General features: G+C 74.1%; 10 protein-coding genes. 6 read left to right on the plus strand and 4 right to left on the minus strand.

From position 1 onward, the window contains the following. Positions 1–130: 130 nt before the first annotated feature. Positions 131–1,126: a sirohydrochlorin chelatase gene (locus tag ABH931_RS26825; protein ID WP_370118318.1), complete on the minus strand. Its 996-nt coding sequence runs from the start codon at positions 1,124–1,126 to the stop codon at positions 131–133. Positions 1,127–1,158: 32 nt separating this feature from the next. After that, entirely contained in the window at positions 1,159–2,301 is a 1,143-nt protein-coding gene (locus ABH931_RS26830) for a uroporphyrinogen-III synthase (RefSeq protein WP_370118321.1), read from the minus strand. Between the two features lie 191 nt (positions 2,302–2,492). Between ABH931_RS26830 and ABH931_RS26835 the strand changes: the two genes are divergently transcribed. The 5 genes from ABH931_RS26835 to ABH931_RS26855 are packed head-to-tail and all read left to right on the plus strand — an operon-like array spanning position 2,493 to position 10,696. Then, positions 2,493–4,796, plus strand: coding sequence for a molybdopterin oxidoreductase family protein (locus tag ABH931_RS26835; RefSeq protein WP_370118323.1), 2,304 nt, complete (start codon positions 2,493–2,495; stop codon positions 4,794–4,796). Next, complete coding sequence (locus ABH931_RS26840) at positions 4,793–6,355, plus strand: NAD(P)/FAD-dependent oxidoreductase (RefSeq protein ID WP_370118326.1); 1,563 nt, start codon at positions 4,793–4,795, stop codon at positions 6,353–6,355. Before ABH931_RS26835 ends, ABH931_RS26840 begins: the two co-directional genes overlap by 4 nt. Further along, positions 6,352–8,949, plus strand: coding sequence for a nitrite reductase large subunit NirB (gene nirB / locus ABH931_RS26845; RefSeq protein WP_370118329.1), 2,598 nt, complete (start codon positions 6,352–6,354; stop codon positions 8,947–8,949). The genes ABH931_RS26840 and nirB overlap by 4 nt, the downstream gene beginning before the upstream one ends. Further along, positions 8,946–9,353 carry a nitrite reductase small subunit NirD gene (gene nirD, locus ABH931_RS26850; protein ID WP_370118332.1) on the plus strand — a complete coding sequence of 136 codons (408 nt, stop codon included), beginning with the start codon at positions 8,946–8,948 and terminating at the stop codon, positions 9,351–9,353. The genes nirB and nirD overlap by 4 nt, the downstream gene beginning before the upstream one ends. Beyond that, a complete protein-coding gene (locus ABH931_RS26855) occupies positions 9,350–10,696 on the plus strand; it encodes a nitrate/nitrite transporter (RefSeq protein ID WP_370118335.1) in 1,347 nt (448 codons plus the stop codon). Before nirD ends, ABH931_RS26855 begins: the two co-directional genes overlap by 4 nt. Before the next feature lie 24 nt (positions 10,697–10,720). On the opposite strand, the gene ABH931_RS26860 is transcribed toward ABH931_RS26855, so the two are convergent. Next, positions 10,721–11,629: a TIGR01777 family oxidoreductase gene (locus ABH931_RS26860; protein ID WP_370118338.1), complete on the minus strand. Its 909-nt coding sequence runs from the start codon at positions 11,627–11,629 to the stop codon at positions 10,721–10,723. 40 nt (positions 11,630–11,669) lie between these two features. Here ABH931_RS26860 and ABH931_RS26865 point away from each other — a divergent pair, with 40 nt between their 5' ends. After that, positions 11,670–12,284, plus strand: coding sequence for an N-acetyltransferase family protein (locus ABH931_RS26865; RefSeq protein ID WP_370118341.1), 615 nt, complete (start codon positions 11,670–11,672; stop codon positions 12,282–12,284). Here the strand turns inward: ABH931_RS26865 and ABH931_RS26870 are convergent. Next, entirely contained in the window at positions 12,272–12,784 is a 513-nt protein-coding gene (locus ABH931_RS26870; RefSeq protein ID WP_370118528.1) for a DUF4240 domain-containing protein, read from the minus strand. The two genes, ABH931_RS26865 and ABH931_RS26870, sit on opposite strands and share 13 nt — an antisense overlap. Between the last annotated feature and the right edge of the window lie 47 nt (positions 12,785–12,831).

Raw genomic sequence — 12,831 nt, forward strand, 5'->3', positions numbered from 1 at the left:
GCTTCCGGGGCTTCTCTCAGTGATGCCCCTTCAAGCGCCGCCTAAGACAAGGAAGTTAGGCTCGAAGGTTCGGCCCTGACGCCTTGATGTGACACAGGGTCACCATAGGGGCGTGCTCGCGCGCCCCTGGTTACCCCGGCGTGAGCATGCGCCCCGAGCGTGCCCCCGTACGCCCCTCGGGCAGGCCTCTGCGCCGGTCGGCGAGGGCTTCGTCGTAGCGGAGCGTGACGAGATGGGCGAGCGTGTTGTGTGGGCCGAGCGGGGCGGAGGTGAGGCAGGCGCCCGCTTGGGTCGCGCGTCGCGCGAAGAAGCCCGGCGCGAGGAGGTACGAGGCGACTGCGATCCGTTCGTGCCCCTCCGCGCGCAGTGCGGCGACGGCCTCGGCCGGCGTCGGCCCGGCGGCGCAGAGGTACGCGGGGACGACGGGGACGTGGGCGAGAGAGGGCCCGTCGGGCGGGGAGCCGTCCGGGACGGCGGCGGGGGAGAAGCCGTTGGGGAGGCAGACGTTGGGAGAGGCCTCGGGAAAGGAGGCCTCGGGGAAGGGCCGCCCGGGAGAGCACCGGTCAGGAGAGAACCGGGAGGGCGGGCCGGAGAGCCGTTCCCGCAGCAGTGCGGCCATCGCGACGGTGTCGGCGTTGGCGGCTGGGTCGGTCGAGCCCGCGGCGGCCAGCACGACCGCGCTGTGTGCTCCGCGCCCGGTACCCGCAGGACCGGCCTCGGCCAGGCGGTCCGCCAGCGCCTCGGCCAGCAGCGGGTCGGGGCCCAGGGCGTGGGCGACGTGGGCCCGCAGGTGGGGGGCGTCGGCCAGGGCGGTGGGGATGTCGACACGGACGTGGTAGCCGGCGGCGAGCAGCAGCGGGACGAGCACCACCTCGCCGCGCAACCGGGCCAGGGCCTCGGGGAGGGAAGGGGAGACCAGGTCGAGGAAGCAGAGCTCCACCCGCAGCTCCGGCCGGAGCGCCCGGACCCGCGCCACCAGCGCCTCGGTCGTCGCGATGCCGTCGGCCTCCCGTGTTCCGTGGGCGACGGCCAGCAGGGTGGGACGCGGGTCGGGGCGCGAGGTGGAAGGCGAGGCGGGACGCAGGTCAGGGCGAAGGACAGGGCGCAGGACAGGGCGCAGGGGCAAGGTGGGACGGGAGGTCGCCGCCCGGGGCGGCGTCATCCGGCCGCCAGCCGGTAGCCGCGCTTGGGCACGGTGCGGACCAGGTCGCTGTGGCGGCCCAGCGACTGCCGCAGCCGTGCGACGGCGGCTTCGACGGCGTGCTCGTCGGCGTCGGAGTCGGCCCAGGCGCGGCGCAGCAGTTCGGCGCGGCTGAGCACCCAGCCGGGGTTCTCCGCGAGTGCCCGCAGCAGTGTCGCGCCCTTGGGGGAGAGCCAGTAGCTCTCCCCGTCGACGACCAGCGCGCTGCCCTGCAGCACCAGTTCCCGTCCGGCCACCCGCAGCGTCTGGCGGCTGCGTGCGGGGAGTACGTCGGTCAGGGTGCGGACCAGGGAGCCGAGCCGGCCGCGGTCGGGCCAGACGACGGGGATGCCCGCCTCGACGAGCGGACGGGCGCAGACCGGGCCGACGCAGACGGCGAGCACCTCGCCGCGCAGCGCCTCCAGCACCGGGCCGTCGAGGCCGTCGGCGATCGCGGTGGCGAGGAATGCGGTGATCGCGGGCGCGCTGGTGAAGGTCAGCGCGTGCAGCTCGCGGCGGGCGGTCTGCTCGACCAGGCGGCGGACCGGGGCGGGGTCCTCCGGCGGTGCCCAGCGGTAGACCGGTACCGAGATCACCTCGGCCCCGCGTTCGCGCAGCGCCGCGGCGAAGCCAGTGAGCGGGATGCCGTGCTCCTGCACGGCGACCCGGCGGCCCTCCAGGGGCCGGGCCAGCAGCCAGGTGAGCAGTTCGTCGGTGGCCTCGCTGCCGGGCGACCAGGTCTCGTCCAGGCCGCTGGCGCGCACCGCCCCGGTGGCCTTGGGGCCGCGCGTGAGCACCACGGCGCCGCGGCAGGCCTCGGCGAGTTCCGCGCCCCGGCCCCAGCCGTCCGCGGCGCTCATCCAGCCGCGCCAGCCGACACCGGTGGTCGCGACCACGTAGTCGAGGGGCGCCTGAAGGCAGAGCTCGGTGGCGCGCCGCAGAGCGAGGTCGTCCTCCAGCGGGAGGATGCGCAGCGTCGGTGCCTCGACGACCCTCGCCCCGCGCCGGGTGAGCAGCGCCACGAGTTCGTCGCGCCGCCGCGCGGCGGTGACGCCGACGGTGAACCCGGTCAACGGGAGGAGCGCGTCCCCGGGGGAGGTGGAGGTCTCTGCGGTGCCCATGGACGCAGATTCACCGCCGCCGGTTACCGGGAGGTTGCTCGGCGATCACGTGCGCGTCAACGAAACGCCTGCTCGTGTTACGGCAGGTGTCCGCGGACCCACCCCGTCCCCAGGGCGGCGTGAGGGAGGTGTACCTCGGGCGCAACACACGGGACAAGGGCGTGTAACGCCCGCCGGACATCGTCGAATCCATGACGACGACCACCCGCACCGCGACGGAAGCCGCCGCGGCGACCGTGACGGAAGCCGCGACGGCGACCGCGACGCACTGCCCGTACTGCTCGTTGCAGTGCGGGATGCGGCTCGTGCCGACCGCTGTCGGGCCGGTGCCGGTGGAGGTGCGCGGGCGGGAGGACTTCCCCGTCAACCGCGGCGCGCTGTGCGGCAAGGGGCAGAACGCCGCCGTGCTGCTGGCGCCGGGTGCCCGGCTGACCACGCCGCTGGTCCGCGACGGGCGGGGCGGCGGGCACGGCGGGCGGGGCGGGCGGGGCGAGCTGCGCGCCGCGAGCTGGACCGAGGCGCTGGACCGGGTCGCGTCCGGGCTGGCGGCCGTCCGCACCGCGCACGGCCCGGACGCGGTCGGGGTCTTCGGCGGCGGCGGGCTGACCAACGAGAAGGCCTACCAGCTCGGCAAGTTCGCGCGGATCGCGCTGCGCACCGCCACGATCGACTACAACGGCAGGTTCTGCATGTCCTCGGCGGCGGCCGCGAGCCGGATCGCGTTCGGGATCGACCGCGGCCTGCCGTTCCCGCTCGCTGACATCCCGCAGACCGACTGCCTGATCCTGGTCGGTGCCAATCCCGCCGAGACGATGCCGCCGGCACTGCGGTACTTCCGCGAACTGCGGGAGAACGGCGGCACGCTGATCGTCGTCGACCCGCGCCGCACCCGCACCGCCGAGCAGGCCGACCTGCACCTGCAGCCGCTGCCGGGCACGGACCTGGCGCTGGCGCTGGGCCTGCTGCACCTGCTGGTCGCCGACGGCATGGTCGACACCGACTTCGTCGCCGAGCGCACCACCGGCTTCGAGTCGGCACGGGCCGCCGCGATGGCGCACTGGCCCGAGCGTGTGGAGCAGATCACCGGTGTTCCGGTGGCCCGCCTGCGGGAGGCCGCGCACCACTTTGGCCGCGCCCGTACCGGCATGGTGCTGACGGCGCGCGGCCCGGAGCAGCAGAGCAAGGGCACCGACACGGTCGGCGCGTGGATCAACCTGTGCCTCGCCTCGGGCAAGGCCGGCCGGCCGTACTCCGGCTACGGCTGCCTCACCGGCCAGGGCAACGGGCAGGGCGGACGGGAGCACGGCCAGAAGGCCGACCAGCTGCCCGGCTACCGCTCGATCGAGGACCCGGCGGCCCGCGCCCATGTCGCCGCTGTCTGGGGCGTGGACCCGGGGACGCTGCCGCGCAGCGGCCGCTCCGCCTACGAGCTGCTGGACAGCCTCGGTGCGGATGGGCCCGACGGCGTGCACGCGCTGCTGCTGATGGGCTCCAACCCGGTCGTCTCCGCGCCGGGTGCCGGACGGATCGCCGAACGACTGCGGGCGCTGGAACTGCTCGTCGTCTCCGACCTGGTGCTGTCCGAGACCGCCCAGCTCGCGGACGTGGTGCTGCCGAGCACCCAGTGGGCCGAGGAGACCGGCACCATGACCAATCTCGAGGGCAGGGTCATCCTGCGCCGTCAGGCGGCCGAGGCGCCCGCCGGAGTGCGCAGCGACCTGTGGGTGCTGAAGGAGCTGGCCGAGCGGCTGGGTGCCCCGGGTCGGGGCGGCGAGGGCGGCTTCGACGCCGACCCGCAGCTGGTCTTCGACGAGCTGCGCCGGGCCTCGGCGGGCGGGCAGGCGGACTACTCGGGCATCAGCTACGAGCGGATCGCCGCCGAGGACGGCGTCTTCTGGCCCTGTCCGGCCGAGGCCCCGGGCGCGGCCGCGCCGGAGGCTGCCGCGGCGGAAGCCGCCTCGCCCGGTGCTGCCACGCCAGGCGCTGCCACGCTCACCGCCCCGGCGCAGGATGCCGCCCCTGACGCCGGCACGCCGCACCCCGGTACGCCGCGCCTCTTCCTGGACGCCTTCGCCACCCCGGACGGACGAGCCCGATTCGCGCCCGTCAGCCACCGTCCCGCCGCCGAGGAGCCGGACGCGGAGTACCCGCTGTACCTGACCACCGGCCGGGTGCTCGCGCAGTACCAGAGCGGCGCGCAGACACGCCGGGTCGCGGAGCTGAACGCGGCGGCGCCCGGGCCGTTCGTGGAGCTGCACCCGCGGCTCGCGGCGCGGCTCGGGGTCGCGGACGGGGAGCCGCTGGCGGTGGTGTCCCGGCGCGGCCGGGTGGTCACCCCGGCGCGGATCACCGACGCGATCCGGCCGGACACGCTCTTCATGCCGTTCCACTGGGCGGGTCCGGGCCGGGCCAACACACTGACCAACCCGGCGCTCGACCCGACCTCGAAGATGCCCGAGTTCAAGGTCTGCGCCGTCCGAGTGGAGCTCCCATGAGCAAGCGTCACATCGCCGTCGTCGGTGCGGGCATGGCCGCCGCCCGGTTCGCCGAACGGTACGCCGCGCTCGGCGGCACCGCGCGGGTCACCCTCTACGGGGCCGAGCCCCGAGCCCCCTACAACCGGGTTCTGCTCGCCGACGTGCTGACCGGCCGCTACGACGCCGAGGCGATCACGCTGCCGACCGGTGGCGCCGAGCTGCGGGTCGGCACCGAGGTCGTCGGACTCGACCTGGGCGCGCGGTTGCTGACCCTCGCGGACGGCAGCACGGAGGCCTACGACGAGCTCGTCCTGGCCACGGGCGCCAACCCGGTGCTGCCGCCGATCCGCGGCCTGCGCCGCACCGACGGTGTCGGGCCGGCCCAGGGGCTGCGCGACGGCGTGCACGCGCTGCGGACCCTCGCCGACTGTGGGCGGCTGGCCGAGGAGGCGATGGACGCCAAGCGGGTCGTGGTCGTCGGTGGTGGGGTGCTGGGCGTCAGCACGGCGCGGGCGCTGGCGGTGCTCGGCCCGCAGGTGGAGATCGTGCACCAGGGACCGCACCTGATCGAGCGCCAGCTCGACGCGGACGCCGCGAGCGCGCTGCGCGGCGCGCTGCGCACCCTGGGCGTCGAGGCGTACCTGGGCAACCGGGCCAGGGCGTTGACCGAGGCAGGCGAGGTGGAGCTGGCCAACGGCTACCGGCTGGCGACCGACCTGCTGGTACTGGCCTGCGGCGTCCGGCCGCGGACCGCGCTCGCGCACGCGGCGGGCCTGGCGGTCGGCAAGGGCATCCTCGTCGACGACACCCTGGCCGCCTACGCCGTCGGCTCGACCCCGGCCGTCGGCTCGACCCCGGCCGCGGGCTCCGCCCGGGCTTCGGGCTCCGCCCTCGCCAGGGCAGCCCAGGCCGTCGGCTCCGCGGAGGTCGCCGAGGTCGCCGGGGTTGCCGCCGTGGCTTTGGCCGCGGGCTCCGCCCGGGCCGTCGCGGGAGCGCCTGTCGCCGCCGCCCCAGCTGCCGCCTCCGCCCGGGCCGTCGCCTCCGCCCCGACCGCTGCCGGAGTCCAGCCCGTGGGCTCCGCCCGGGCCACCGCAGTCCAGCACCCCGCTTCCCCCCGGATCCCCGGTGCCGTGCGGAGTGGTCCGGTTCCTCACGTGTACGCGATCGGCGACTGCGCGGAGCACGCCGGGACCGTTCACGGGCTTGCCGGGCCCGCCTGGGAGCAGGCGGACGTGCTGGCCGCGCGGTTGTCCGGCGCGGACCCGGACGCCCGCTACGCGGGCTCGCGCCCGCTGGCCCGGCTCAGCGCCGGACCGATCGAGTACGCGGCCTTCGGCGAGGTCCACCTCGACCCGGACGGGCAGGACGCGGACCCGGACGTGGACGAGCTGCGGCTCACCGACGCGACCCGCGGCAGCTACAAGAAGCTCGTGATGCGCGGCGACCGCCTGGTCGGCGCGATCCTCCTCGGCGACCTCGCCACCGTCGGCGACCTCGCCCGCGCGCTGGAGCGTGACGACGCCCACCTCGACCCACCGCTGCACCTGCTCACCACCACCCATGGAGCCCACCGATGACGACTCCCCTCAAAGACCTTGTCCTGGTCGGCCACGGCATGGTCGGCCAGCGCTTCCTGGAGGCCTTCGTCGAGCAGCCTGGCGCCGCCGAGTGGCGGATCACCGTGCTCGCCGAGGAGCCCCGCGCCGCCTACGACCGGGTGCACCTGACCTCGTGGTTCTCCGGCACCAGCGCCGAGGAGCTGTCGCTCACCCCGGCCGGGTTCCTCGCCGAGCACGGCATCGACCTGCGCCTGGCCGACCCGGCCGCGGCCGTGGACCGGGCCGCGCACACGGTCACCTGTGCCTCGGGCGCGGTGCTGCACTACGACGCGCTGGTGCTGGCCACCGGCTCCTACCCGTTCGTCCCGCCGGTGCCCGGCCACGACGCGGCCGGCTGCCACGTCTACCGGACCATCGAGGACCTGGAGAAGATCCGCGCGGACGCGGCGTCCAGCCGGATCGGCGTTGTCGTCGGCGGCGGCCTGCTCGGACTGGAGGCGGCGGGCGCGCTGACCGCCCTGGGCCTGGAAACCCACGTCGTCGAGTTCGCGCCGCGGCTGATGGCGATCCAGGTCGACGAGGGTGGCGGCAAGCTGCTCAAGCGGAAGATCGAGGACCTGGGCGTCAACGTCCACACCGGCGCCGGCACGCAGTCCGTGCTGACCGGTGCGGACGGGAAGGTCCGTGCGATGGGCCTGTCCGACGGGCGGGAGCTCCCGGCCGACCTGGTGGTCTTCTCGGCCGGGGTGCGGCCGCGGGACCAGCTGGCGCGCGACTGCGGCCTGCCGGTCGGCGAGCGCGGCGGGATCGTCGTCGACGAGCGCTGCCGGACCCGCGACCCGCACGTGTACGCGATCGGTGAGTGCGCGCTGGCCGCCGACGGGCGGGTCTACGGTCTGGTCGCGCCCGGCTACGCGATGGCGGAGACGGCGGCCCGCGCACTGGGCATCGACCCGGACGCCGACCTGCGCGAGGAGCACCACTTCACCGGCGCAGACACCTCCACCAAGCTGAAGCTGCTGGGTGTGGACGTGGCGAGCTTCGGCGACGCGCACGGCGCCACCGAGGGCGCGGTCGACGTGCTGTACAGCGACAGCCGGGCGGGCGTCTACAAGAAGCTGGTCATCGGCGCCGACGGGCAGCTGCTCGGTGGCGTGCTGGTCGGCGACACGGAGGCCTACGGGCTGTTGCGCCCGCTGGCCATGGGCGGCAAGCCGCTCACCACGGCGCCGGAGCAGCTGGTGCTCCCGGCGGGGCTGGCGCCGGCGTCGGGACCGATCGCGCTGCCGGACGAGGCGGTGATCTGCTCCTGTCACAACGTCAGCAAGGGCGAGATCCGCGCGGCCGTCCACGAGCGGGGCTGCACCACCGTCCCCGAGGTCAAGAAGTGCACCAAGGCGGGGACCGGCTGCGGGAGCTGCGTGAAGCTGCTCGGCCAGGTCGTCACCGAGGAGCTGGAGGCGGGTGGCGTCAGTGTCGACAAGAGCCTGTGCGAGCACTTCGGGCACACCCGCGCCGAGCTGTACGAGATCGTGCGGGTCGCCGGGATCACCGCCTTCTCCGACCTGCTGGACCGGCACGGGCGCGGTGGCGACGGCTGCGACGTCTGCAAGCCGGCCGTGGCCTCGATCCTGGCGAGTCTGGAGAACGGGCACATCCTGGACGGCGAGCAGGGCGCGCTGCAGGACACCAACGACCATTTCCTCGCCAACCTGCAGCGCAACGGCTCCTACTCGGTGGTCCCGCGCATCCCTGGTGGCGAGATCACGCCCGAGGGCCTGATCACCATCGGTGAGATCGCCCGCGACCACGGCCTCTACACCAAGATCACCGGTGGCCAGCGGATCGACCTGTTCGGTGCGAGCGTCGACCAGCTGCCGCATATCTGGCGGCGCCTGGTGGACGCGGGCTTCGAGTCCGGCCACGCCTACGGCAAGTCGCTGCGCACGGTGAAGTCGTGTGTGGGCGAGACCTGGTGCCGCTACGGCGTGCAGGACTCCGTCGGCCTGGCCATCGAGCTGGAGCTGCGCTATCGCGGCCTGCGCTCGCCGCACAAGCTCAAGGCGGCCGTCTCCGGCTGCGCCCGCGAGTGCGCGGAGGCGCAGGGCAAGGACTTCGGCGTGATCGCCACCTCGGCCGGCTGGAACCTCTACATCGGCGGCAACGGCGGGATGACCCCGCGTCACGCCGACCTGCTGGCAGCGGACCTGGACAAGGAGACGCTGCTGACGACCATCGACCGGTTCCTGATGTTCTACATCCGCACCGCCGACCGCCTGGAGCGCACCTCGGTCTGGCTGGACCGGATCGAGGGCGGCCTGGAGCACGTCCGGCAGGTGGTCATGGAGGACTCGCTGGGCATCTGCGCCGAGCTCGACGCGCTGATGGCCCGTCATGTGGGCGCGTACCAGGACGAGTGGGCCGCCGTGCTCGCCGACCCCGACCGCCTGCGGCGTTTCACCTCCTTCGTGAACGCCCCCGGTACACCCGACCCGGCCGTGACCTTCGTGCCCGAGCGCGGCCAGATCCGCCCCGCCCGCCCCGACGAGGACGGGCGCATCCTCACCCCGGCGCTGGTCGCCGGCCCCCGACTGGAGGTGCACAGCGCATGACCGAAGTGTTGACGAGGCCGGTCGCCGCACAGGTGGTGACCGGCACGGTGGAGATCCTGGACGGGCGGTCGTGGACCCGCGTCTGCGCCTACGAGGACCTCACCCCCGGACGTGGCGTCGCGGCCCTGAGCGCGGAAGGCGCCCAGGTGGCGGTCTTCCGGGACCGGGCCGGCGCCCTCTACGCGGTGGACAACCGCGACCCGTTCAGCGGCGCCTACGTGCTCTCGCGCGGCATCGTGGGCAGTCGGGGCGGCGTTCCGACCGTCGCCTCGCCGATGTACAAGCACGTCTTCGACCTGCGCGACGGCCGCTGCCTGGACGAGGACACGGCTCCCGACGGCCGCCCGGCGGTGCTGCGGGTGTGGACCGTACGCGTGGCCCCGAACCCGGAGGGGGTCCGATGAGCACGGTCGTCGACAGCGAGGGCACCGCGGGCACCACCGCGGCCCCCACCAGAACGCGCGTGATCACCGACTGGCGTCCGGAAGACGAGGACTTCTGGTCCGAGGCGGGCGCCAGGGTCGCCCGCCGCAACCTGGTCTACTCCGTGCTGTCCGAGCACATCGGCTTCTCCGTGTGGAGCCTGTGGTCGGTGCTGGTGCTCTTCCTCGGCCCGGCCTACCACATCGACGCCGCAGGCAAGTTCACCCTCACCGCGCTGCCCACCGCGCTCGGCGCGGGGCTGCGGCTGCCCTACACCTTCGCCGTCGCGCGCTTCGGCGGACGCAACTGGACGGTCTTCAGCGCGAGCCTGCTTCTGGTGCCGACGGTCCTGGCCGGGATCGTGCTGCACCCCGGCGTCTCCTACGGGACCCTGCTCGCGGTGGCGTGCGTCGCGGGCGTCGGCGGCGGCAACTTCGCCTCCTCGATGGCCAACATCAACGCCTTCTACCCGCAGCGGCTCAAGGGCTGGGCGCTCGGGATCAACGCGGGCGGCGGCAACCTCGGCGTGCCGGTGGTGCAACTGGTGGGCCTCGCGGTGCTGGCGACAGCCGGTGCGGCACACCCCCGCCTGGTGCCGCTGGTCTACCTGCCGCTGATCGTGCTGGCGGCGCTGAGCGCCGCGCTGCGGATGGACAACCTCACCTCCCTCCGCAACGACCGCCGCGCACTGCGCGAGGTGGCCAGGGAACCGCACAGCTGGGTGATCTCGCTGCTGTACATCGGAACCTTCGGCAGCTTCATCGGCTTCGGCTTCGCCTTCGGGCAGGTGCTCCAGGTGCAGTTCCACCAGCAGTTCGACACCCCGGTGAAGGCCGCCTACCTGACCTTCCTCGGGCCGCTGCTGGGCTCGCTGGTGCGGCCGGTCGGCGGCAGGCTGGCGGACCGGTTCGGCGGGGCCAGGATCACCCTGGCGACCTTCGTGCTGATGGCCGGTGGCGCGGGAGCGGTGCTGGCGGCCTCGCACGCCAAGTCGCTGCCGCTGTTCCTGGCCGGCTTCGTCGCGCTGTTCGTGCTGAGCGGCCTCGGCAACGGCTCGACCTACAAGATGATCCCGGCGATCTTCCAGGTGAGGGCCGCCACGGACGAGGACGCCCGGCGCGGCGCCTCCGCGCTGATCGGGATGGCGGGAGCGATCGGCGCCTTCGGCGGGGTGCTGGTCAACCTGGCCTTCCGGCAGTCGTTCCTGAGCTCCAAGAACGGCGACGCGGCCTATTGGGCCTTCCTGGCGGTCTACGCGGTCTGCTCGCTGGTGACCTGGGCGGTCTACCTGCGCCCGGGCAGCCGCTGGTCGCGACTGGTCTGAGCAGGGCAGGACCCGGGGAATCGGCTAGAGCGCCGCGGCGACCGCCTGGTCGACGGTGGCGTGGGCGAAGCGGAAGCCGGACTCGAGCAGCCGCCGCGGCACCACCCGGTGGCTGCCGACCACCTCGACCGCCATCTCGCCGAGCACGGCCCGCAGCGCGAACTCCGGAACGGGGAGCGCGGCGGGCCGTCGCAGTGCCCGCGAGAGCGCGGTGGTGACCTCGGCGTTGGTGACCGGCACGGGCGCGGTGAGGTTGAAGGCGCCCGACAGCCGGTCGGTGTCGATCAGATGGCGGATCGCGGCGACCTCGTCGCGCAGCGAGATGAAGCTCCAGTACTGCTGCCCGTTGCCGAGCCGGCCGCCGACACCGAGCTTGAACAGCGGCAGCAGTCGCTGGAAGGCGCCGCCGTGGGCGTCGACCACGATGCCGCTGCGCGTGTTCGCGACCCGGATGCCCGCCTCGGCGGCGCCGCCGCAGGCCTGTTCCCACTCGACGCAGAGCCGCGCCAGGAAGTCGCCGCCGGCGGGAGCGTCCTCGTCGATGACGGCGTCACCCGTCTGGCCGTAGTAGCCGGTGGCCGATCCGGAGACCAGGACCTTGGGGCGACGCTCCAGCCCGGCGAGCGCCTCGGCCAGGGTGAGCGTGGACAGGATGCGGCTCTCGTGGAGGGTGCGCTTGTAGTCGGCGGTCCAGCGATGGTCGCCGATCCCGGCGCCGGCCAGGTTGACGGCGGCGTCGACGCCCTCCAGGCCCTTGCGGTCGACGGCCCGCAGGGGTGGGTTCCAGCGCACCTCCACGCTGCCGTCGGCGCGCTCCTGGGGCTCGCGCCGGACCAGGCGGACGACCTCGTGCCCGTCGTCCAGCAGTGAGCGGACCAGTGCGGAGCCGATGAGACCGGTGGAGCCGGTGACCGCGATGCGCATACGCGCCATTCAAGCAGTTGCGCGGTTAAGGACCGCGTAGGCTCCGGCCATGGACACTCCGCATGGCGACGCTCCGTATGCCGACACCTCGCATGCCGACGTTCCGTACGGGGAGGAGCCGGTGCGCGTCGTCATCCGGCCGGCGGTGGCCGGCGACGGCCATGCCGCCTACGTCCTGGACCACCGGTGCTGGTCACCGGCAACGGAGGTGTCGGAGCGGCCCGACCCGCCGGAGCCGGACAGCACCGCCTTCCACGACGAGCGGCACCAGCCCGAGCACATGCTGGTCGCGGTGCGGGAGGAGCAGTTGCTCGGCTGGGTGCGGGTGCTGCCGCCCACCCCGCTGCCGAGCAACGCGCACATCCGGTCCATCCAGGGACTGCTGGTCGCCCCGGAGGCGCGCGGTCTGGGGCTCGGCCGCGCCCTGCTGCACGCGGCCCTGGCCAAGGCCCGCACGGAGGGCGCGCGGCGGGTGACGCTGCGGGTGCTGGGCGGCAACACCGTGGCCCGTTCGCTCTACGAGGGGGCGGGCTTCACGGTCACCGGCGTGCAGCCGCAGGAGTTCCGGCTGGCGGGGCAGTACGTCGACGACGTGCTGATGGGGATCGACCTGAACGCCGAAGACGCGAGGTCGGATCCGCACCAGGCGTCTCAGGCGCCGTAGCGCTCCCACAGGCGCGGGTAGCGCTTCTCCATCTCCCGCGGGTCGTCGAAGTCGAACTCCGCGCCGAGCGGGTCGCCGGCCCGGCGGCCGAGGTCGGGCAGGCGGGCACCGGTCAGCTGTTCGTAGGCGCGGTCGCCGGTCCAGCCCAGCTCCTCGGCGTCGCCGTCCTCCTCGTCGTCGAAGTCCGGCACCAGGTCGGCCAGTTCGTCGGGGTCGGCCAGGGCGCCCTCGAAGACCTCGCGGCCCTGGCCGATCAGCCAGGCGCAGAAGGCCTCGAAGGCGTCCTCACCGGCCCCGCCGAGGAGCAGGTCCGCTGCTCCCCACAGGTCGTTGCGCCACGCCCGCCCCATCCGCGCCTCGAAGAGCCGAGCGAAGTCGAGCACCTCGTCGGGGGTCTTCTCGACCAGGCGCGAAAGGAGCAGGTCGGCCTGTTCGACCGGGTCCCCCTCGGCACTGTCCCGGGTCTCGTCGATCAGCAGCCAGAAGTCCGTCTCGTCCATCACGCCCCTAAGCATCCACGCCGGGGGTGCCCGGCGCACGTGGGACA

The organism is Streptacidiphilus sp. MAP12-33 (assembly GCF_041261265.1).
Lineage (GTDB): Bacteria > Actinomycetota > Actinomycetes > Streptomycetales > Streptomycetaceae > Streptacidiphilus.